This window comes from Marinobacter sp. X15-166B, from assembly GCF_001752365.1.
In the GTDB taxonomy this organism is placed as follows: Bacteria; Pseudomonadota; Gammaproteobacteria; order Pseudomonadales; family Oleiphilaceae; genus Marinobacter.
On record NZ_MEIY01000001.1, the window covers coordinates 2,230,259 to 2,251,511 of the forward strand.

Sequence of the window (21,253 nt, forward strand, 5' to 3'; positions counted from 1 at the left end):
TCTTGCCCAACCCCCCGTGCAGTCAAACCCGGATCCACCGCCGGCCGGGGGATCAGCACTTCCCGTCATGCCGCGGCTTAAGGGTGGCAGATACCGTCCCAGGCCGCTAAAATGGCGGAATTAACAGGTCACAACAAGGTTGTCTTCCCTATATCTATGGCATTGCTCACTCTGGGACTTAATCATCGGACGGCGCCGGTAGAGTTGCGTGAACGCGTGGCGTTTACCCCCGAACGCATGGCGGCGGCCTTTGCCGAAATACGGGCCACCACCGGTGCCTCGGAAGTTGCGATATTGTCTACCTGCAACCGTACCGAATTGTATCTTGCCGGTGACGATGAATGCGCCCCGACGGTGTTGCGCTGGTTGTCAGGCTTTCACGGTCTGGATGCGGCTGAGCTCGAAGAAGCCATGTACGTGCATCGCGACGCCGATGCGGTCCGTCATATGATGCGGGTGGCCGCCGGGCTCGATTCCATGGTGCTGGGGGAACCGCAGATTTTCGGTCAACTCAAGGACGCTTATGATCTGGCGCATGAGCACGGAGCCAGCGGCCGGTTTTTGTCGCGTCTGTTCCAGCAGACGTTTGCGGTTGCCAAGCGGGTACGCACCCAGACAGCGATTGGTGAAAACCCGGTGTCAGTGGCCTATGCCGCGGTCAGTATGGCGCGCCATATTTTCGCGGATATGTCCCGCCACAAGGCCTTGTTGATCGGTGCCGGGCAAACCATGGAACTGGTAGCGCGCCACCTGGCAGAAGCGGGAGTCACCGATTTTCTGGTGGCCAACCGTACTCTGGAGCGCGCCCAGGCACTGGCTGAGGCGCGGGGAGGGCGGGGGATTGTGTTGTCGGAAATACCCGATTACCTGCGCGAAGTGGATATCATTATTTCTTCCACCGCCAGTCCGTTGCCGATACTGGGCAAGGGTGCGGTGGAACGCAGCCTGAAGCAGCGCAAGCACCGCCCCTTCTTTATGGTCGATATTGCCGTACCCCGGGACATCGAACCGGAAGTGGGCACGCTTGACGACGTATACCTGTACACCGTGGATGATTTGCGTCAGGTCATCGAAGAAAACATTCGTTCCCGGGAAGGCGCCGCCCGGGAGGCCGAGCACCTCGTCAGTGCCGGCACCGAGGAATTCCTCGGACAACTGCGGGCCCTGGAGGCGGTGTCCACGCTGAAACAGTTCCGTGAGCGTGCGGAAACCCTGCGCGATGGGGAAGTTGAAAAGGCGTTGCGCGCCCTGCGCAACGGGGGCGACCCTGAAACTGTGTTGCGCAGTCTGGGGCGGGGTCTGACCAATAAACTCCTGCATGAACCATCCGTTCAATTGCGTAAAGCCACCGCCGAAGGGCGGGTTGAAGTTACCCAGTGGCTGCGGGAATTGCATCAGCTGGAAACTCAGGACCATGAGATTTCTACCACTTCGGAACGTCTATGAAGCCGTCGATCAAGTCCCGTCTTGTGCAGTTAACCGAACGATTTGATGAAGTCAGTGCGCTGTTGAGCGACCCGGGTGTGATTGCCGATCAGAACCGGTTCCGCGATTTGTCCCGGGAGTACGCCGAAGTTGAACCGGTGGTGCGCTGCTTTCGGGCCTACCGAGAATCACAGGACGACCTTGCCGCCGCGCAGGAACTGATGACCGACAGCGATGCGGAAATGCGTGCGTTGGCGGCCGAAGAGCAGGCCCGGGCCGTGGCCCGCAGCGAACAACTGGAGCTCGAGCTGCAGGCGCTGATGCTGCCCAAAGACCCGGACGACGGCAAAAACGTGTTTTTGGAGATACGCGCCGGCACTGGCGGTGACGAGGCCGCTATTTTTGCCGGTGACCTGTTCCGTATGTACCTGCGTTACGCCGAGACCCGCCGCTGGAAAGTGGAAGTACTCAGTGAAAGCGTGGGTGAACACGGTGGCTACAAAGAAATCATCAGTCGAGTGGCCGGTGACGGGGTGTACGGAGCGCTGAAATTTGAATCCGGTGCGCACCGGGTACAACGGGTGCCGGAAACTGAATCCCAGGGCCGTATACATACCTCGGCTTGCACCGTGGCGGTGATGCCCGAAGCCGATGAGGCCGAAGCCATCGAAATCAACAAGGCCGATTTGCGGGTGGACACGTTCCGCGCGTCCGGCGCCGGTGGCCAGCACGTGAACAAAACCGACTCCGCCATTCGTCTTACCCACCTGCCCAGCGGCATAGTGGTGGAGTGTCAGGATGAACGCTCCCAGCACAAGAACCGGGCACGGGCCATGAGTCTGCTGGCGGCGCGGTTGAAAAACATGGAGGCGGAACGTCACCAGCAGTCCCAGGCCGAAGCCCGTCGGAGTCTGGTCGGCAGTGGCGACCGCTCCGAGCGTATTCGCACCTACAACTTTCCCCAGGGCCGGGTCACCGATCACCGCATCAACCTGACCCTGTACAAGCTGGATGAAATCATTACCGGAGATCTGGCACCGCTCATTCAGCCGTTGCAGCAAGAGCATCAGGCCGATTTGCTGGCCAGCCTTGGCGATGAGTGACGCAGCGCTGACCACCGTGGATGCCGTGCAGCAGGCCGCAGCCGATATTGACAGTGACAGCCCCCTGCTGGACGCGGAGTTGCTGATGCAGCATGCCACCGGCTGGAGTCGCACCAGTCAGCGGGCCTGGCCCGAACGGCCCCTGGCTGAAGCCCAGGCGGTGCGTTTCTGGCAGTTGGTCCGCCAACGTGCCACGGGCCAACCGGTCGCCCACCTGCTGGGTGAGCAGGGCTTCTGGTCACTGCCGCTGCAGGTCAACGCGGCCACCCTGATCCCGCGACCGGATACCGAGTGTCTGGTGGAAACCGCGTTGGGACTGGCGGTGCCGGACCAGACCCGGGTGCTGGATCTCGGCACCGGTACCGGCGCCATTGCGCTGGCCCTGGCCAGTGAGCGGCCAGACTGGCAGGTAAGCGCCTGCGACCTCATGCCCGCGGCGGTGGCTCTGGCGCGCGCTAACGCCGAGCGGCTTGGCTTGCCGGTGACGGTGGTGCAGAGTCACTGGTTTGCCGGTCTGCCCGCCCAGTCATTCGAGCTGATCGTCTCCAACCCGCCCTACATTGCGGCAGACGACCCCCATTTAACCAACGGCGACCTGCGGTTCGAGCCGGCCACCGCTCTGGTGTCCGGTGCGGACGGGCTGACCGATCTGCGCCATATAGTGGCCGAAGCGCCCGCCTGGTTGGTGGCGGGGGGGGTATTGCTGGTCGAGCATGGCCACGATCAGGGCACCGCCGTGCGGGCTTTATTCAACCAGGCCGGGTTTCAGGCCATCGAAACCCGTAAAGATTATGGCGGCAACGAGCGTCTGACGCTGGGTTGCAAAGCGCCAGGCGCAGGAGTATGACCATGCTGAACGATGACGAGTTACTGCGCTACAGTCGGCAAGTATTGATGCCGGCGTTTGATGTGGCCGGCCAGCTCAAACTGAAAGCGGCGCGGGTGCTGGTGATTGGCGCCGGCGGCCTCGGTTGTCCGGTGGCCATGTATCTGGGGGGCGCGGGGGTGGGCCATCTGACCCTGGTGGACGACGACCTGGTCGAACTGCCCAACTTGCAACGGCAAATCGCCTTTGACCAGACGCTGCTGGATACCCCCAAGGCAGAAAGTCTGGCGCGGCGGATCAGCTCCATTAACCCCGAAATCGTGGCGGTGCCGCTGGTGCAGCGTATGGGGGTGGAAGAGCTGACCGCCGAGGCCCGCAAGGCCCACCTGGTGCTGGACTGCACCGACAACTTTGCCACCCGTTTTGCCCTCAATCGAGCCTGTGTGGCGGCGCAGGTACCGCTGGTGTCCGGCGCGGCGATTCGCGGTGAAGGTCAGGTCACCGTGTACGATGTGCGCCAGGCAGACAGCCCCTGCTACCATTGTCTGTATTCCGAGCAGGGCAACGAATCCCTCAGTTGTTCCGAAGCCGGTGTGATCGGACCGCTGGTGGGCATGATCGGGGCCAGCCAGGCCATGGAAGCCATCAAAATGATCACCGGTATCGGTCGTACGCTGGTGGGGCGTCTGTTGCTGCTGGACGTGTGGCAAATGGAGTGGCGCGAGCTGAAACTGGCCCGCGATCCCGGTTGTCCGGTGTGCGCCCCCGCCCACGCGGCCCCGTCAGTTCTTTAGCGCCTGAAACCGCGCAATTGCCTCCTGTCGGCTGGTTTTCAGATCGACAATGGGACGGCAATAGCCCGGTGGGATGTGGCCACCCACCCAGGGCTGATGAATCTGTTTGTTATCCAGGTCGGCAACTTCCGGTACATACTGACGGATGAACCGGCCCTGCGCGTCAAACCGTTCACTTTGCGTGGCCGGATTAAAAATCCGAAAGTAGGGCGCGGCGTCGGTTCCGGTGGACGCGCTCCATTGCCAGCCGCCATTGTTGGCGGCGAGAAAGCCGTCGATCAGTTTTGACATGAAGTAAGCTTCCCCCAGCCGCCAGTCCACAAACAGGTTTTTGCTGAGAAACATGGCGCTAATCATGCGCAACCGGTTGTGCATCCAGCCTGTCTGATTCAGCTGGCGCATGGCCGCATCCACGATGGGAATCCCGGTACGCCCCTCTTTCCAGGCTTCGAATGCTTCCCCTGGCGGGTTCCACTGCAACCGTTCGGTCTCCGTTTTGAACGCCCGGTGCATGCTGATCCGGGGGTAGTGGTACAGAATGTGGATGTAGAAGTCGCGCCAGGCAATTTCGTTGACCCAGGTCTGCAGCCCTTCCTGTGCGGCCGTGTCGTCCGCGCACTGCCTCACCGCCTGTAAACATTGACGTCCGGAGAGCACTCCGCTGGCCAGGTAGGGAGAGATCTGGCTGGTTCCCGCCAGGGCCGGATATTCCCGGGCCTGGTGGTAGTCCCCGCCGCGTTCCGTCAGAAACGCTTCCAGCTGATCGTGGGCGGCAGATTCACCGCTGGCAACCAGTGGTGGCGGGGCGGCGGCATAGCCGGGCAGGTCGGTGTTCAGCTGCGCCGCGTGAACCGGCTCCCCACGGGCCTTGGGGATGGGATGAATGGGTAGAGCTTGAGCGTCCGTCCACTGCCGCCAGGTGCGTGCAAAGGGTGTGAACACCGAGTAGGGCCGCTCTTGCCGGGTCAGAATGCTGCCGACCGGGGCGACGCACTGGTCGTGGTGTGGCCGCCACTCAATCTCAAGCGCTGCGAGTCGTTGTCGCGTCTCGGTGTCGCGGCGACGCTCGTTAACACCGTATTCTTCATTGCAGTAAACCTGGCGGATGCCCTCCGTGCGGCACCAGTCGACCAGCTGGTCGATGCCGTCCGCGAACCGGTGCGCGCTGAGCAGGGTCAGCGGAATACCCAGGCGGGCCAGCTCCTTGCTGACCTGGTTGACGCTATCCACCACCAAGCGCAGGCGCGCCGGTGACCAGTCATGCAGTTGCCATTGATCCACGGTGACCATAAAACAGGCGATCACCCGGGCGTCGCCCTGGCAGGCCGCGTGCAGGGCCGGGTTGTCGGCCAGCCGCAGGTCATTTCTAAACCAGACCAGACGTGTCATGGTCTATCCTCAAGTGTGTGAGTGGCGTAATAAAATCACTGACTTGGGTATTCGCCGGGGCTCTCTGATTGGATTATAGTGGAATTCAGCTGGGCTGCGGTGTGGTGAGCGTTTGTGCGTATTGTTCGTCACCCGCCGCGGCCGTCTAATTCGCGCCCCACAGGGCCATGTGGCATAGGGAGGATGCAGGCGCAGTGACACATTTATTGAACCCGGAAGCGGTCGTGAAAGACGGTCGCTGGAACACGCCTTATACCTTTAACTCGGGTGAAACCCAGTACCACGAGCTCGCCCAGTTGAGATTGTGGGTCACCATGCTGGACAGCGAATGGCAGATCCGGGTAGACCGCTCGGGCGATGAACCCGACCGGTTGCGCTGGAGTGAGACCGTGAATTACGTCCTCCCCGGCACGGAGGTGACGTTGCAGCGGTTCATGCGTCCGGAAGACAAGAGTACGGTGGTGTATCTGCCCGTGATGGCCAAACTGCCCACCGTAATCCGGCCCTATCAGCCGCTGACCATCCTAGCCGGCGGTGAGTGCACCATCTACGTTGGCACCGTGGTGTGGATGCGTATCTGTGTCGGTCCGCAGCGGCAGGAGCTCGTCGATCTGCCGTTGTCGGAACCGTCCTTGACCTGGGTGGGCCCGTCCACCATGGAGGGCGATTTGTGTTACACCGCGCCGAGCTATGCCCGTCTGCTGCTGGACGCGGTACCCCGCCGGCCCTGGCGTGCGGTGACCCCGGTGCGTATCCGCAATCGCCGCGATGAGCCATTGCTGGTGGAACGGTTCAGTTTGCCTACCCGGTTGTTGTCGCTTCATGAAAACGAGCACGGCGAGCTGTGGACCCCGCGGGTCACGGTAACCTGTGAAACCGAGATGAACTCGGCGCGGTTGAAAATTGACAAGAATCTGATTGAGCTGGCCGGAAACTGCACCCTGATTGCCCCCGCACGGGACTACAGCGAGCGGGTTTACCTTCATCGGGCCATTGACAGGATGTTTGGATGAGCGAGCAGAGCGGACTGAGCGTGTTGGGGGTGTTTTCCGGCATACAGTGGGAGCATTGGTTCAGCGCCATTGTGCTGTTACTCGCCGGGGTGGTGTTGGCCTCCATGAGTGCCCGGTGGATCAATCACCTGATGCACAAACGGGCGTCCCGTCACCACGCCGTGCTGGTGCGGCGGCTGGTGTTTTACGCGATCCTGGTGTTTTTTGGCATTGCGGCGATGTACGAAGCCGGGTTTTCGATGGATGTGATGCTGGGCGCCGCCGGTATTCTCACCGTTGCAATTGGCTTCGCGTCACAAACCTCCGCGTCGAATATGATCAGCGGGTTGTTCCTGTTGGTCGAAAGTCCGTTCCGGATCGGCGAATATATTGAGGTGGATGGCACCTTGGGGGAGGTCGTGGGGGTTGATGTGTTGAGTGTAAAACTGCGGACTCCGGACAATCTGTACATCCGGATCCCCAACGAAACCCTGATCAAGACGCTGGTGGTGAACCGGTCACGCTTCCCCATTCGACGGCTGGACCTGAGTATCCGGATTGCCTTCGCCGAGGATATTGAGCGGGTAGAGCAATTGCTGATGGCGCTGGCGGCGAAAAGTCCCGGTACACTCGAAGAGCCCGAGCCGTTTGTTCTGGTCACCGGGTTTGGACCCTCGTCGGTGGATCTGCAGTTTTCATTTTGGGTAACCAAGGACAATGTCCGTGAGGGACACAGCGACATGATGGTCGCGGTTAAACGCATGCTGGATCGGGAGGGCATAGAAATACCCTTCCCGCACACCAGCATTTATGCTGGCAGTCACTCGGAACCCTTCCGTATCGAATTGGTGACCCCCCAGCACAACAAGGAAGAGGAACAAGATGATGTCAATGCCAACGGCGGAGCCGCACACAGAGTTGTCGGACACTGACCACACAACCCGAATGCAGTTGGGCTGGCGGGAGTGGGTGACGCTCCCGGACCTGGATATCCCGCGCATCAAGGCCAAAGTGGACACCGGCGCCCGCACCTCCTGCCTGCACACCTTCCGCACCGAACCCTACACCACGGACGACGGCGAACGGCGGGTGCGCTTCTGGGTGCACCCCGATCAGCAGGACATGCACCAGGTGGTGGAGTGCGATGCACTGGTGGTGGATGAACGCCAGGTGACCGATTCCGGCGGCCATAAGGAACTGCGCTTGGTGATCACCACCAGCCTGCAGATCGGCGGCCAGCAGTGGCCCATCGAAATGACCCTGACCAACCGGGACACCATGCGGTTTCGCATGCTGCTGGGCCGGACCGCAATGGCCGGGCGCTGCATCGTAATTCCGGAATCATCTTACCTGACTGACGAAGCGGGCGAGCAGGTGACCCCATGAAAATAGCGATTCTGTCACGGAACCCATCACTGTATTCCACCCGCCGGCTGGTCGAGGAAGGCCTGAACCGCGGCCACGAGGTGCGGGTAGTCGATGTTTTGCATTGCTACATGAACATTACCTCGGCCAAACCGTCGATTCACTACCACGGCGAAACCCTGGACGGTTTTGATGTGGTCATCCCCCGGATCGGCGCCTCGGTCACCTTTTACGGCACCGCGGTATTGCGCCAGTTCGAAATGATGGGGGTGTTCCCGATGAACGAATCGGTGGCCATCTCCCGGTCCCGGGACAAGTTGCGTTCGTTGCAGTTGCTGGCGCGCAAAGGGGTGGGCATGCCGGTAACGGGGTTTGCCAACAAGCCGGACAACGTGCCGGAGTTGATCAAAATGGTGGGCGGTGCGCCGGTGGTGATCAAGCTGCTGCAGGGCACCCAGGGCATCGGTGTGGTGCTGGCGGAAACCCGCAAGGCCGCGGAGAGCGTGATTGAAGCCTTCATGGGGTTGAAGGCGGATATACTGGTGCAGGAGTTTGTCAAAGAAGCCGGTGGGGCCGATATTCGCTGTTTTGTCATCGGTGACAAGGTGATAGCCGCCATGAAACGCCAGGCGCTGGAAGGCGAGTTCCGATCCAACTTGCATCGCGGCGGCACTGCGTCACTGGTGCGCATCAGCCCGGAAGAGCGCCGTACCGCAGTCGCCGCCGCGAAAGCCATGGGGCTGAATGTGGCGGGGGTGGATTTATTGCGCTCCAGCCGCGGGCCGCTGGTGATGGAAGTCAACTCGTCGCCTGGGCTTGAGGGCATCGAAAACGCCACCGGTAAAAACGTTGCCGGTTTGATCCTCAACTGGATCGAAAAAAATCAGAAGCCCCACAAAACACGTACCAAAGGAACCGGATGATATGGCCCGAGCCCCGTACCGGATTGCAGATGTTGATATTCGACCAGGCAGCCGACAAACGGTGGAGATGCCGGTGGCCAAATTGTATACCCACACCCCGTTGAACATTCCGATCGAAGTGGTGCACGGTCGGCGCAAGGGGCCGGTGCTGTTGGTGTGCGGGGCGATTCACGGGGATGAGATCAACGGCGTTGAAATCATCCGAAGGCTATTAAGAAGCTCGGTACTGCGTCACTTGCGTGGCACTCTGGTGGCGGTCCCCATCGTCAACGTGTTCGGGTTTGTGCAGCGTACCCGTTATCTGCCGGATCGCCGGGACCTGAACCGGTGCTTCCCGGGGACGGAGACCGGTTCGCTGGGGGGGCGCATTGCGTACCTGCTGCGCACCAAAATCATGGCGCAGGTGACCCACATTATTGACCTGCATACCGGCGCCATTCACCGCTTCAACCTGCCGCAGATCCGCGCTGAACTGAAAAACCCGGAAACCATTCGCATGGCGCAGGCCTTTGGGGCACCCGTGGTCATTAACGCGGGCTTGCGCGATGGCAGCTTGCGGGCGTACGCCGATTCCCAGGACATTCCTGCAGTCACCTTCGAAGGGGGGGAGGCGCTCCGGTTTGACGATGTGGTGATCACCAGCGGCGTGAAAGGGGTCATCCGGGTGATGCGCGAGTTGGGCATGGTGCCCCCGAAAACCGGCCCCAGGGCGCCACGCAAACGCAGCGAAATAGCCGCCAGTTCGCAATGGGTCCGGACCGATATGGACGGCATCATGCGGCCGCTGGCCAGGTTGGGGCAACAAGTGCGCAAAGGCCAGAAGCTGGCCATGGTCGCTGACCCGTTCGGAGCGGTCGAACGGGAAATCAGCTCGCCCTGTTCGGGCATAGTGATCTGCGTGAATAATCTGCCCCTGGTGAACGAAGGCGAAGCCATCTACCACATCGCCCGGTTTGAGGAGCTCGGCGAAGCCGAAAAAGCCATGAGCTATTTCCGCGACTCCATGGACAGCGACGGCAGCGACGCGGTCATGCCGGCGCACCCGTGGGACGATTTGCAGAAGTAAGCCACGCGCCGCCGCTTAAACGACGTAGGCTTCACCGTTTTCAAACCGCGACCGGACCCAGGCAATTTTTGGTTGGATGGTCGCTAGCTGATAGTGGGGTGGGTCCGGAAACGACACCCAGTCACCGCCCCAGACCAGTGGGCCGGTGGCGTATTCGGCGACCGCGGTGTAGTCGCTGGCGTCCGTGGAGTAGGAGCCGTCGTCCCTGAAGATGCCTATGTCCCAGGCGATCCCGAAATTGTGATTGCTGCGGCCGCCGCGAGCTTTGGTGACAATGTTACCGGCGTTACCAAAACGCCCTTGGCGGAACAGCCGGTTCTGTTCTTCGTAGGTGCGGGTGGCCGAGATGATTTTTACATTCACCCCGCGGCTGAGGGCCCTGTGCATGAACTGGCGGGCTTCTCTCTGGGCGCGCATGGACAGTGACGCAATGTGCAGTTCGGTGCGACGGTCAAAGGTGCCCAATTCGCTTTTCAGGGCGTCGTAGCCGGCGTCAAAACTCGCTGAGGCGGCCTCCGACAGGGGCCCCCAAATGCCGTCAAGGGCGCCCTTGTAAAATCCTTCGGATTTCAGCAGCCGTTGAAAGAAGAGCACATCGGTTGCAAATAACCTGTCGCTCATCGGATTGTCCTCCCTGATTGCCATTGCCAGATTGCGGACCTGAGGCACACGTACCCCTGGGGGTTGCCGGGCAGTCGACCGGCCTGCTTCCTCCAGCTTCGTTAACCACCGCGTTACGGATGATCTGAAGCGCAACCCCTCCCACCATACCCTGTGCAGGTTTTAACAATTTTCCTGCGCAAATATGTCATGGCTCCCGCCTTGCGTGTGGTTCAGACTAAACTCATATCAATTATATTCACTGTAGCTGATAAGTGAGGACGGTTATGGAGTTTCAAGGTGTTGCGGCGGTCGTCACGGGCGGCGCGTCGGGATTGGGTGAGGGCGCGGCGCGGGCGTTGGCGGCAGCGGGTTGCAAGGTCGCCATTCTGGACCTGAATGAACAGCGCGGTACGGCCGTTGCCCGGGAGTTGGGCGGCGTGTTCGTACAGTGCGACGTGTCTTCGGCACAAAGTGCCGAAACCGCCATGGCTCAGGCTCGCGATGCCCATGGGTTGTGCGGTGTGGCGGTGAATTGTGCCGGCATCGCACCCGCGGCGAAAATTTTGGGTAAAGACGGCCCGATGGCTTTGGAAAGCTTCAACAAGGTGGTTCAGGTTAACCTGGTGGGGTCCTTCAACCTCATGCGTCTGGCGGCAGCGGATATGGCTCAGCGTGAACCCAACGCCGACGGCGAGCGCGGCGCGATTATCGCCACCGCATCGGTGGCTGCGTTTGAAGGTCAGATCGGCCAGGTGGCTTACAGTGCTTCCAAGGGGGGCGTGGTGGCGATGACTTTACAGGCGGCCCGTGAGCTGGCGCGCAGCGGTATCCGCGTGAACACGATTGCTCCGGGGCTGTTTATGACGCCCATGATGGAAGGGATGCCGCAGGAGGTTCAGGACAGCCTGGCTGCTACTTTACCGTTTCCCCAGCGGCTGGGTAAACCGGCGGAGTTTGGCATGTTGGTTGAACAGATCGTTAAAAACCCGGTGCTGAACGGCGAGACCATTCGGCTGGACTGTGCATTGAGGATGGCCCCCCGCTAACCGCGGGCTGCGGTTTGATAAATAGCGCTGGAGTATAGTGATGCGTAATTATGGTGACTCAGACGAGTTAAAAATGTTCCGCGAGATGGCCGTAAAAGCCCTGCAAGCGGAAGTGCAACCCTACTATGAACAGTGGGACACCGACGGCATTGTGCCCCGGGAATTGTGGCGCACCCTGGGGCATGCGGGCATGTTGTGCGTGGACGTGGCCGAAGAATACGGTGGTTCCGGCGTGCCGTTCGAGTATTCGGTGGTGGTGGTTGAAGAACTGGCGCGTATGGGGTTCGGCGGGCTGGCCACCAATGTCATGGTGCACTCGGATATTGTGGCGCCTTACATCAGTCATCTGGGCAATGACCAACAGCGTCAGTACTGGCTGCCGAAAATGGCGTCCGGCGAGGTGGTGGGGGCTATTGCCATGACCGAACCCGGTGCCGGCAGTGATTTGCAGGCCATGCGCAGCAGCGCGGTGGCTGACGGCGACGGTTATGTTCTCAACGGTTCCAAAACGTTTATCACCAACGGACAGTACGCCGGGCTGGTGATTGTGGCGGCCAAAACCGACCCGTCAGCGGGGGCCCGGGGGATCAGTCTGTTTCTGGTGGACACCTCCTTGCCGGGCTTCAGCGTGGGTCGTAACCTGGAGAAAATCGGCCAGCACAGCGGCGACACCTCGGAGTTGTTTTTTGAGGATGTCCGCCTGCCACGCTCGGCCTTGCTGGGAGAAGAAGGTCAGGGCTTTGCTTATCTGATGCAGGAATTGCCGAGGGAGCGTCTGGTCATTGGTGCCATCGGAGTCGCGGCGGCAAGAGGGGCGCTGGATCTGACCATCGATTACGCCGATCAACGGGTGTTGTTCGGGCAGAAGCTGAAACAGCTGCAGAACACCCGGTTCCGCATCGCCGAGATGGAAACCGATTACCGTATCAACCAGGCTTTTGTGAACCAGTGCATCGCTGATTACAGCCGCGGGGCGCTGGATGCCGCCACCGCCTCCATGGCGAAATACAGCGCCACGGAAATGCAGTGTCGGGTCGCCGATGGCTGTCTGCAATTATTCGGCGGCTATGGGTACACCACCGAGTACCCGATTTCCCGTGCGTTCATCGATGCGCGGGTACAGCGGATCTACGGTGGCAGCTCGGAGGTGATGAAAGAAGTCATCGCCCGTTCGGTGCTGGGTAAAGACTGATAGCTTAAGCAACTGACAGGTGGACAGTATGATGAATGACGATTCTGTTGTGATCGCCGGGGCCGCCCGCACACCGATGGGCGGCATGATGGGCGCATTGAGTAGCGTGCGTTCTCCGGAATTGGGGGCCGTGGCGATTGCTGCAGCCATTGAAAAGGCCGGGCTGACGCCGGCCGATATCGACGAGGTGGTGATGGGCTGTGTGTTGCCCGCCGGGTTGGGTCAGGCACCGGCCCGCCAGGCGTCCCGGGCCGCGGGTATTCCGGATGCGTCCGGTTGCACCACGGTGAACAAAATGTGTGGCTCGGGCATGCAGGCGGTGATTTTAGCCCATGACCAGATCAGGGCCGGCACCAACAAGGTGATGGTTGCCGGCGGTATGGAGAACATGAGTCAGGCACCTTATCTGTTGCCCAAAGCCCGCGCAGGCATGCGCATGGGCCACGGGCAGGTGATGGATTCGATGTTCTTCGACGGTCTGGAGGACGCCTATGACGGCGGACTGATGGGGGTGTTCGCTCAGCGCAGCGCCGATGAGTACGGCATTGACCGCGAAACCATGGACCAGTTTGCCATTGGTTCATTGCAGAAATCCCTGCAAGCGATCCAAAACGGATGGTTCAACGAGGAAATTGCCGCCGTGAAGGTGCCGGGGCGCCGAGGTGATACGGTGGTGGATACCGACGAGCAGCCAGGCAACGCGAAACCGGAAAAGATTCCTCAGTTGAAACCCGCCTTTAAAAAAGACGGTACCGTGACGGCCGCGAATTCCAGTTCCATCAGTGACGGCGCCTCGGCCCTGGTGCTGACCACTGCGGCGGTGGCGCGGGAAAAAGGGTTGACGCCGATAGCACGCATTGTGGCGCACGCCACCCACGCCCGTTTGCCGGCCGAATTCACCCTGGCGCCCATCGGCGCCATCCAGAAGGTGCTCGACAAGGCCGGCTGGCGCCAGGACGACGTGGATTTGTACGAAATCAATGAAGCCTTTGCGGTGGTCACGTTGCTGGCCATACAGCAGTTGGGGCTGGATGGCGACAAGGTCAACGTGTACGGCGGTGCCTGCGCATTGGGGCATCCGATCGGATCTTCCGGCTCCCGCATTCTGGTAACCCTGATCAGTGCCTTGCGTCAGCGCGGCCTGAGCCGTGGGGTTGCCTCATTGTGTATTGGCGGCGGCGAGGGAACCGCAGTGGCGGTGGAACTGCTGTAAGCAATACCGGCCAGGCCGTCATCATTGATCTTGCTGGCGGTACGCCAGGGGGCTGAGCCCGGTCCAGTGCTTGAATGCACGGGAGAAGGCCCCGGGCTCGGCGAACCCCAGTTGGTGGGATATTTCCGCCACGCTGAGGTGTTGCCGGGTCAGCAGGGTCACCGCGTGATCCCGGCGCAGGTTGTCCTTGATCTTCTGATAAGACGACCCTTCCGCTTTCAGTTTCCGGGACAGGGTATAAGAGGTCATGTGCAACCGGGCGGCCACCCGTTCAAGATTGGGCAGGCGGCGGGTTTCGCTCTGTTCCAGCAACTGGCGTACCCGGGTGGTGACACTGTCGTCGTCGTCGGCCCAGATCAGCAGGTCCCGCGGTGATTTGCGCATAAAACTGTCCAGTTCCCCGGGACTGCGGGTCACCGGCATGCTCAGATACTGCTTGCTGAAAAACAGGCTGTTACGGGGTTGCTCGAAGGAGCAGCGGCAGGGAAACATAAAACGGTATTCATCGAAATGGGCCGGCAGCGGGCCGGTCATGGTGGTGTGGCTGAGAATGATTTTACGGCCGATCAACCAGCCAATGAGCCGGTGCCAGACCAGCAACAACCATTCCACCAGAAAAGCGTCCGGGTCCAGTTCCGGGCGGCGGTGGGTCAGGCTCAATTCGGCCTCGGCGCCGTCAAGATTGAGCGAGATCACGATATCCTCGGAAAACAGCCCATAGCACCGAATGCTTTGCCGGATCACTTCTTCCAGATTGGCGGCGTGCACCGCCAGTGACCCCATCAGGTGAAAGTGGCCCAGCCGGCAGGGTTTGCTGGTGCGCCCCATGAACTCATCATCCATGTGTTTCCACACCAGCCGGAACAGGCGGATAAACTGATCGGTGGGCACCCGCGCTTTGGGTTGACGAATCACCTCCGCATCAATGCCCCCACGCGCCAGCAGTGGGTCCACCGACTCCCCGGTTTGCTCGAGGCCATACAGAATCGCGCGGGCATAGTGGGAGGAAAACGTCAGATGTTTCATGAACCGGAGGCTCTGGAGGTTGCAATACTTGTCAAATTATCTGCCCGATCCTGTCATTTTGTTCGCAACAGCGATTGCTTAACCTGTTTGGAGCAAGCGTATCCAGCGGTCGCTCTTGCACCCACCGTACCGGCACGAGAGAACAAGTCAAACAGGCAGGTTTTGATATGACAGTGATCACGTATGATGATTTGGCAGCGGATTTTTCAGTCGAGACAATCTTACAGAAGTTTGCAGGGGATTATAACGACGGCATTAACGTCTGCGAGGCGATCTGTGATCGTCACGCAGCCGATGCCGGCCGCGTAGCCTTGCGCTATGAGCGGGCAGACGGCCGACGTGGCGAGATGACCTTTGCTGAGTTGCAGCGACGCTCGGCCCAATTTGCCGGGTTTCTGGCCTCCCGGGGTATTGGCCCGGGCGATCGTGTGGCCGGGTTGTTGCCGCGTACGCCAGAACTGTTGATTACCGTCCTTGGCACACTCCGGGCAGGGGCGGTGTATCAGCCCCTGTTCACCGCCTTCGGCGCCGGTGCCATTGAGTACCGTATCCAACAGGCCGCCACCAAACTGATTGTCACCAATCCGGAACAATGGCCCAAGCTGAAGGACGTACAGGGGGTGCCGGAGACCTTGTTGCTGGCCGGGGCCGGTGATGCCTTCGCCGGTGAGGCGGATGCCCTGTTCGAAGACGCGCTGGCAACGCAAGCGGATACATTCAAACCGGTAAGGCTGGGCCCCGACGCCCCGTTCCTGCAAATGTTTACCTCCGGCACCACCGGTAAATCCAAAGGTGTATCGGTGCCGGTGAAGGCGTTGCCCGCGTTCTATGTGTACATGCGCTACGCGGTGGGTTTGCGTCAGGACGATAATTTCTGGAACGTGGCCGATCCCGGTTGGGCCTATGGGTTGTACTACGCCATCCTGGGCCCCCTGCTGCTGGGTTGCACCACCCACCTCAATGAAGCCGGATTCACCACCGACAACGCCTGTGAGTTCATGCGCCGGTATGCTATTACCAACCTGGCGGCGGCTCCTACGGTGTACCGGCTGCTGATGTCCGATGAACAAGTGGTTGCGAATTACCCGACCGTTCGGTTGCGGGTGGCCAGCAGTGCGGGGGAAGCGCTGAATCCGGAAGTGGTGACCTGGATGAATCGGGTATTCGGCTGCCAGGTGTACGATCATTACGGGCAAACCGAGACCGGCATGACCTCAGCCAACTTTCACGAGCTGGCCCACCCCTACCGTGAAGCCAGTATGGGATACCCCTTGCCGGGATACCGTCTGGTCGCTCTGGACGCGAATTACCAGGAAGTGGGTGTGGGTGAGACCGGGGAATTGGCGGTAGATACGGCCAATTCACCACTGCATTTCTTCGAAGGCTACACCTGGGGCGAAAAATCCCCGTTCCACGGTCGTTACTATCTGACCGGTGATGTGGTTACCAATAATGGCGAGGGGTCTTTTTCTTATGCCGGCCGGGACGATGACATCATTGCGTCCGCGGGTTACCGCATCGGGCCGGCGGAGGTGGAAAGCGCCTTGCTGGAGCATGACGCGGTCGTTGAAAGTGCCGTGATCGGCAAACCGGACACCCAACGGGGGACGATTGTCAAAGCCTATGTGGTGACCCGCCCGGGTACAGCCGCCGATGAGACGCTGGTGAAGGCGCTGCAACAGCATGTGCGCAAGCGCCTGTCGACGCACTCGTTTCCCCGTGAGATCGAGTTTGTGGACGCCTTGCCCAAAACTTCCAGTGGCAAAATTCAGCGATTCCTGTTGCGCCAGCAGGCCGCGAAGGAGTTCCAGCAAGACGCCAATACGGGTGCGTTGGCCTGATCGCTGCGGGGTGTATCAGAGGCTACCGGTCTGGTAGCCTCTGGGGCCGACCGGGCCTTACAGATTGGCTTCTGCGTATTCGGCCAGCAACGAACGGGGCACGCCTTGCAGATGGATATGCCCGCCATGGCTGAAATTTTTAAAGCGTTCGGTCATGTAGGTCAGTCCTGAACTCAGGGCGCTGAGGTAGGGCGTATCGATCTGCGCGAGGTTACCCAGACAGATCACCTTGGAGCCGGTGCCGGCACGGGTGAGCATGGTTTTCATCTGGTGCGGTGTCAGGTTTTGGGATTCGTCAATAATAATCAGACTGCGTTGGAAGCTGCGGCCGCGGATGTAGTTCATGGATTTGAAGTGCAGCGGCACCTTGCTGAGGATGTAGTCCACACTCGCCGTCATGTTCTCATCGTCCTCGTGCAGCGCTTCCAGGTTGTCGACGATGGCGCCAAGCCAGGGCTCCATTTTTTCAGCTTCGGTCCCGGGCAGGAACCCGATGTCTTCATCCAGCCCTTGGGTGCTGCGCGTTACGATGATGCGTTTGTACTGTTTGTTGGCCACCGTCATTTCGATGGACGCCGCCAGCGCGAGGATGGTTTTCCCTGACCCCGCCGAACCGGTCAGATTCACCAGATGCACGTCCGGGTCCAGCAACAGGTTGAGGGCCAGCGCCTGATACCGGTCCCGGGGCACCAACCCCCAGACTTCTTCGTTCATCAGGTCGTGCTGGTGCAGATCCTGTATGACCAGCTTGTCATCCTGCACTTCGGAAACCTTGCCGGTAAAGCCCTGCTCATCGACGACAAACTCGTTGATGTTGAGGCTGGCCAGTTCACCTTCCCGTTTGAGAATGTGCTCGGTAACCCCTGCCCGTTGAAGCGTTTCCACCTTGCTGATGGTGTCCCAGAACGAACCCGCGAACTCCTTGTATCCGGTCGGCAGCAGGTTGATGTCATCGAGCAGCTGATCACTGTGGTAATCCTGGGCCTCGACCCCGAACCCGCGTGCTTTCAGACGCATGTTGATGTCTTTACTGACCAGAATGATGTCGCGATTTTCCTGCTGGGCCTGCAAGGCCGCCAGGGAGTTGATGATCCTGTTGTCGTTGAGGTGTTCCGGCAGGGCGTGGTTGCCGGTGTGTTCGGTGCTCATCAGAATGGACAGCGTACCCAGCGGCTCGGCTTTCAATGCCCGTACAATGGGGACACCCTGTTCAATCTCCCGGGGGCCGGCGTCGCCGAGCAGCCGGTCAATGGTACGGATGGCCTGACGGCAGTCCGCCGCAACCGATTGTTTGCCGGTTTTCAGACTGTCGAGTTCTTCCAGCACGGTCATGGGAATGATGACATCGTGCTCTTCGAAATTCAGTGGCGCACTCGGGTCGTGGATGAGCACATTGGTGTCGAGGACGTACGACTTTTTGCGAGCGTGTGAAGCTTTGGGCATAGGGCTCGTTACCTCTCTGGCAGACGACGATGTTATGGGGTGCAACCGGCTCAACCGATCTGTGGTTCATGGTTGGGGAGCGCCTTGCTGCTGGGTGTGAAGATGGCATTTGCAAAAATGGTCATCGGGGAGGCTCGCCGGCATAGGATGAAAACGGTTATTTACAGTCTGAATAAGAGCTTAACGGTTCTCGGAGGGCTCGTCATCCCCACGTTGAGGTCAACGATCGGCGGGCGGTTGCGGTCGCGTTGCGGGTGAGGGGGCAAGTGGAGGTGCGCCGGCCGGTGAGCGGTTCATCCGGCCCGCGCAAACGCCCGGCTGCGGCTCAGTATTCGGGGAGTGTGACGTTCAGTTCCAGAACCGAACAGCTGTCGTTGCGGTCAATTTCTACCTGCACCATATCGTCATCGATCTGCACGTACTTACGAATAACGGCCAGTAACTCCTGCTGCAGCTGTGGCAGGTAATCCGGCTGCCCGCGCTGGCCACGTTCATGAGCAACGATGATTTGCAGTCGCTCCTTGGCCACGTTGGCGGTGTTGGTCTTTTTAGTCCTGAAATAATCCAGAAAGCTCATTTACCATTACCCCTTGAACATGCGAGAGAAAAATCCCTTTTTCTGTGCCGTCATAAACCGGTGCTCACGTTCTTCTCCTAACAATCTGGCAACGGAATCGTCGTAGGCCTGGCCAGCGTCGCTGTCCAGATCAAGAATCACCGGCATGCCCTGGTTCGAGGCGTTGAGCACCACCTGAGACTCGGGAATGACGCCCAGCAGAGGAATGGACAGAATATCTTCGATGTCCGCAACCGAAAGCATTTCCCCCTTTTCGACCCGCAGCGGGTTGTACCGGGTCACCATCAGGTGTTCTTTCACCGGATCCAGGCCCAGTTCTGCGCGCCGGGATTTGCTCTGCAAGATACCCAGAATGCGGTCCGAGTCTCTGACCGACGACACCTCCGGGTTGGAGACAACAATCGCCTCATCGGCGTAATACAGGGCCATCAGGGCACCGTGTTCTATCCCCGCCGGAGAGTCGCAGATGATGTACTCAAAGGTCTCCGACAGCTCGTTAATGACCTTTTCCACCCCGTCTTTGGTCAGAGCTTCTTTCTCACGGGTCTGGGACGCGGGCAGGATGTACAGCGTATCGACCCGCTTGTCTTTGATCAGCGCCTGATTCAGCGTGGCTTCACCCTGGATTACGTTGACGAAATCGTACACAACCCTGCGTTCGCAATTCATGATCAGGTCGAGATTCCGCAAGCCGACGTCGAAATCGATAACCACGGTCCGGTGGCCGCGCTTGGCCAGACCGGTACTGATGGACGCGCTGGTGGTGGTTTTGCCAACGCCACCCTTTCCTGAGGTAATGACAATGATTTTAGCCAAGATTGCAATCCCTTCTCGGTGTATTTAGTTGCGTTGTATCAGTTTTTGTCCAGCGGCGAAGCCACCAGCAGGTCCCCCCGAAGCTGAAACTGGACAGCAGACTGCCAGCCGCTGTCCTGCAGGTCTTCGGAGATTTTGTAATGCCCGGCTATGGAGACAAGCTCAGCTTCCAGTGACTGGCAGAAAATGCGGGCCTGAGTGGCGCCGTGTATTCCTGCCAAAGCCCGGCCCCGCAGCGGGCCATACACATGGATATTACCCGCCGCGAGCACTTCGGCGCCAGCCTGTACCGGCGCCATGATCACCAGATCACCGGAGGGCGCGTAGACCTGTTGCCCCGAGCGCACCGTCTGGGTCACGACTTTTGCCAAGGCCAGCTCAGGAGCGGGCTCGGCAGGCGCTGCTTCCTTGGGGGCGGTCACAGCGGTTTCGGTGGCTTCCGGTGTCTGTCTTGGCGGTGTGGCAGGCAACAGCGCCAGAGCCGCATTGCGGGCCAGCCGCCGCTGATCGTCGCTGCCACCGCGCACCCCGATGATGTGGATGTTGTGCCGGCGGCAGGTGCCGATCATGCTGAAAAAGTCGAGTTCGCTGTCGACGCCGCGGTATTTCTCCAGACTGATCACCAGCGGAATGTCACGGAAGAACCCTGGAGCCTGGCTGATTTTATCCCGCAGGGTGGCTTCAAAATCGTCACTGTCGAAGTAGTAGAGCTCCAGAGCGGTTAAGGAAACCGAGGCACTCTTCAGTTGGAAACACTGTTCGGTGGTTTGGGTAGCCATCATGCGTGGGTGCCTTCCGTATTGGCGTCGGGTGGGCAGGTCGGGCGCCGCCGCAGGGGCGGTTGCTCAAAGCGGATGCCGGACCAACCCGTGCTTATAAATTGCCGGATGTTGCTGTGGCATTCACCGGCGGGATGGTCAAGAACCTGTTGGTAATGGCGACCAAAGCACAGCAGCGTGTCCGGTTCGTTCAGATTGCAATACTGACCGAGGGCGAACACTTTGCACGAGCCGGGGTTTTCATTGGCGGCGTTGACGAGCGAGCCATTGTGAAAACCGGTTGGCGTATAGTCAAAAAAGCGCTCGACCAACGCCAGCGTGTCTTCAAAATCGGAACGTCCGGCCCGCAGCGCAGCCAGATGAATATTGATCGCCTCTGCAATGGTCATCCAGGTTGTGCACCCTTGTGGGGTTGTTTGGCGCCTAGCTGGTAGCGTTCTTTCCACTCGTCGTAGGGCATGCCGTAAATCAGCTCACGGGCTTCCGGGTCGGTCAATTCAACGCCCCGTTCCAGTGCTTCTGCCCGGTACCATTTGGACAGGCAGTTGCGACAGAAATCGGCCAGGTTCATCAGGTCAATATTCTGAACCTCGGTATGTTCCTGCAAGTGGCTGACCAATCTGCGAAACGCAGCGGCTTCAATTTCGATGCGCTGCTGATCTGAAGAAGGTAATGACATTTGATTTAACATCCATCGAATGAGTGCAGTGAATCAAGGATAGCAGGTATGTTACCGCAAGACGCAGAGGGTATAAATGTCGCAGCCCGGAAGACCGGCTTCTTAAACGTAGTTTAATGCGGTAGCGTACAATTTGTTTTCGGGAGGTGGTTTGG

General features: G+C 59.8%; 22 protein-coding genes. 13 read left to right on the forward strand and 9 right to left on the reverse strand.

Going from position 1 to position 21,253, the window contains the following annotated elements:
- Positions 1-156 precede the first annotated feature (156 nt).
- Genes hemA through BG841_RS10560 form a run of 4 tightly spaced genes read left to right on the forward strand, consistent with a single transcriptional unit; the run spans position 157 to position 4,148 of the window.
- Complete coding sequence (gene hemA / locus BG841_RS10545) at positions 157-1,446, forward strand: glutamyl-tRNA reductase (protein ID WP_070057619.1); 1,290 nt, start codon at positions 157-159, stop codon at positions 1,444-1,446.
- Entirely contained in the window at positions 1,443-2,528 is a 1,086-nt protein-coding gene (gene prfA, locus BG841_RS10550) for a peptide chain release factor 1 (RefSeq protein ID WP_070057620.1), read from the forward strand. Before hemA ends, prfA begins: the two co-directional genes overlap by 4 nt.
- A complete protein-coding gene (prmC, locus tag BG841_RS10555; protein WP_070057621.1) occupies positions 2,521-3,375 on the forward strand; it encodes a peptide chain release factor N(5)-glutamine methyltransferase in 855 nt (284 codons plus the stop codon). Before prfA ends, prmC begins: the two co-directional genes overlap by 8 nt.
- A gap of 2 nt (positions 3,376-3,377) precedes the next feature.
- On the forward strand, positions 3,378-4,148 hold the full coding sequence (locus BG841_RS10560) for a HesA/MoeB/ThiF family protein (RefSeq protein ID WP_070057622.1): 771 nt from the start codon (positions 3,378-3,380) through the stop codon (positions 4,146-4,148).
- Here the strand turns inward: BG841_RS10560 and phrB are convergent.
- Complete coding sequence (phrB, locus tag BG841_RS10565) at positions 4,137-5,537, reverse strand: deoxyribodipyrimidine photo-lyase (RefSeq protein WP_070057623.1); 1,401 nt, start codon at positions 5,535-5,537, stop codon at positions 4,137-4,139. The two genes, BG841_RS10560 and phrB, sit on opposite strands and share 12 nt — an antisense overlap.
- A 194-nt stretch (positions 5,538-5,731) precedes the next feature.
- On the opposite strand from phrB, the gene BG841_RS10570 reads away from it, so the two are divergent.
- The 5 genes from BG841_RS10570 to BG841_RS10590 are packed head-to-tail and all read left to right on the forward strand — an operon-like array spanning position 5,732 to position 9,883.
- A complete protein-coding gene (locus BG841_RS10570; protein ID WP_228141640.1) occupies positions 5,732-6,550 on the forward strand; it encodes a hypothetical protein in 819 nt (272 codons plus the stop codon).
- A complete protein-coding gene (locus tag BG841_RS10575; protein WP_070057625.1) occupies positions 6,547-7,461 on the forward strand; it encodes a mechanosensitive ion channel family protein in 915 nt (304 codons plus the stop codon). The genes BG841_RS10570 and BG841_RS10575 overlap by 4 nt, the downstream gene beginning before the upstream one ends.
- Positions 7,415-7,915 carry an ATP-dependent zinc protease gene (locus BG841_RS10580; protein WP_070058787.1) on the forward strand — a complete coding sequence of 167 codons (501 nt, stop codon included), beginning with the start codon at positions 7,415-7,417 and terminating at the stop codon, positions 7,913-7,915. Before BG841_RS10575 ends, BG841_RS10580 begins: the two co-directional genes overlap by 47 nt.
- Positions 7,912-8,817 (forward strand): 30S ribosomal protein S6--L-glutamate ligase, encoded by a 906-nt coding sequence (gene rimK / locus BG841_RS10585; protein WP_070057626.1) that lies wholly within the window; start codon positions 7,912-7,914, stop codon positions 8,815-8,817. Before BG841_RS10580 ends, rimK begins: the two co-directional genes overlap by 4 nt.
- A gap of 1 nt (position 8,818) precedes the next feature.
- Complete coding sequence (locus BG841_RS10590; protein ID WP_070057627.1) at positions 8,819-9,883, forward strand: succinylglutamate desuccinylase/aspartoacylase family protein; 1,065 nt, start codon at positions 8,819-8,821, stop codon at positions 9,881-9,883.
- Positions 9,884-9,898: 15 nt separating this feature from the next.
- Here the strand turns inward: BG841_RS10590 and BG841_RS10595 are convergent, their stop codons facing one another.
- The gene (locus BG841_RS10595; RefSeq protein ID WP_070057628.1) at positions 9,899-10,504 is read right to left on the reverse strand and encodes a M15 family metallopeptidase; all 606 of its coding nucleotides are present in this window, start codon (positions 10,502-10,504) and stop codon (positions 9,899-9,901) included.
- A 266-nt stretch (positions 10,505-10,770) separates the two neighbouring features.
- Here BG841_RS10595 and BG841_RS10600 point away from each other — a divergent pair, with 266 nt between their 5' ends.
- Genes BG841_RS10600 through BG841_RS10610 form a run of 3 tightly spaced genes read left to right on the forward strand, consistent with a single transcriptional unit; the run spans position 10,771 to position 13,937 of the window.
- Positions 10,771-11,532: an SDR family NAD(P)-dependent oxidoreductase gene (locus BG841_RS10600; RefSeq protein ID WP_070057629.1), complete on the forward strand. Its 762-nt coding sequence runs from the start codon at positions 10,771-10,773 to the stop codon at positions 11,530-11,532.
- Positions 11,533-11,572: 40 nt separating this feature from the next.
- Entirely contained in the window at positions 11,573-12,724 is a 1,152-nt protein-coding gene (locus BG841_RS10605) for an acyl-CoA dehydrogenase family protein (RefSeq protein WP_070057630.1), read from the forward strand.
- A gap of 31 nt (positions 12,725-12,755) precedes the next feature.
- Complete coding sequence (locus tag BG841_RS10610) at positions 12,756-13,937, forward strand: thiolase family protein (protein WP_070058788.1); 1,182 nt, start codon at positions 12,756-12,758, stop codon at positions 13,935-13,937.
- A gap of 21 nt (positions 13,938-13,958) precedes the next feature.
- Here BG841_RS10610 and BG841_RS10615 read toward each other — a convergent pair whose 3' ends face one another.
- A complete protein-coding gene (locus tag BG841_RS10615) occupies positions 13,959-14,963 on the reverse strand; it encodes an AraC family transcriptional regulator (RefSeq protein WP_070057631.1) in 1,005 nt (334 codons plus the stop codon).
- Positions 14,964-15,130: 167 nt separating this feature from the next.
- Here BG841_RS10615 and BG841_RS10620 point away from each other — a divergent pair, with 167 nt between their 5' ends.
- A complete protein-coding gene (locus tag BG841_RS10620) occupies positions 15,131-16,804 on the forward strand; it encodes an AMP-binding protein (protein ID WP_070057632.1) in 1,674 nt (557 codons plus the stop codon).
- 57 nt (positions 16,805-16,861) lie between these two features.
- On the opposite strand, the gene BG841_RS10625 is transcribed toward BG841_RS10620, so the two are convergent.
- The 6 genes from BG841_RS10625 to BG841_RS10650 all read right to left on the reverse strand — a co-directional run bounded on the left by BG841_RS10625 (position 16,862) and on the right by BG841_RS10650 (position 21,098).
- On the reverse strand, positions 16,862-18,247 hold the full coding sequence (locus BG841_RS10625) for a PhoH family protein (RefSeq protein WP_070057633.1): 1,386 nt from the start codon (positions 18,245-18,247) through the stop codon (positions 16,862-16,864).
- A 325-nt stretch (positions 18,248-18,572) separates the two neighbouring features.
- Entirely contained in the window at positions 18,573-18,824 is a 252-nt protein-coding gene (gene minE, locus BG841_RS10630; RefSeq protein WP_070057634.1) for a cell division topological specificity factor MinE, read from the reverse strand.
- Positions 18,825-18,830: 6 nt separating this feature from the next.
- Positions 18,831-19,640, reverse strand: coding sequence for a septum site-determining protein MinD (minD, locus tag BG841_RS10635; RefSeq protein ID WP_070057635.1), 810 nt, complete (start codon positions 19,638-19,640; stop codon positions 18,831-18,833).
- A 38-nt stretch (positions 19,641-19,678) separates the two neighbouring features.
- Positions 19,679-20,422 carry a septum site-determining protein MinC gene (minC, locus tag BG841_RS10640; protein ID WP_070057636.1) on the reverse strand — a complete coding sequence of 248 codons (744 nt, stop codon included), beginning with the start codon at positions 20,420-20,422 and terminating at the stop codon, positions 19,679-19,681.
- On the reverse strand, positions 20,419-20,808 hold the full coding sequence (locus BG841_RS10645) for a HopJ type III effector protein (protein WP_070057637.1): 390 nt from the start codon (positions 20,806-20,808) through the stop codon (positions 20,419-20,421). The genes minC and BG841_RS10645 overlap by 4 nt, the downstream gene beginning before the upstream one ends.
- On the reverse strand, positions 20,805-21,098 hold the full coding sequence (locus BG841_RS10650) for a DUF1244 domain-containing protein (protein WP_070057638.1): 294 nt from the start codon (positions 21,096-21,098) through the stop codon (positions 20,805-20,807). The genes BG841_RS10645 and BG841_RS10650 overlap by 4 nt, the downstream gene beginning before the upstream one ends.
- Positions 21,099-21,253: the final 155 nt, after the last annotated feature.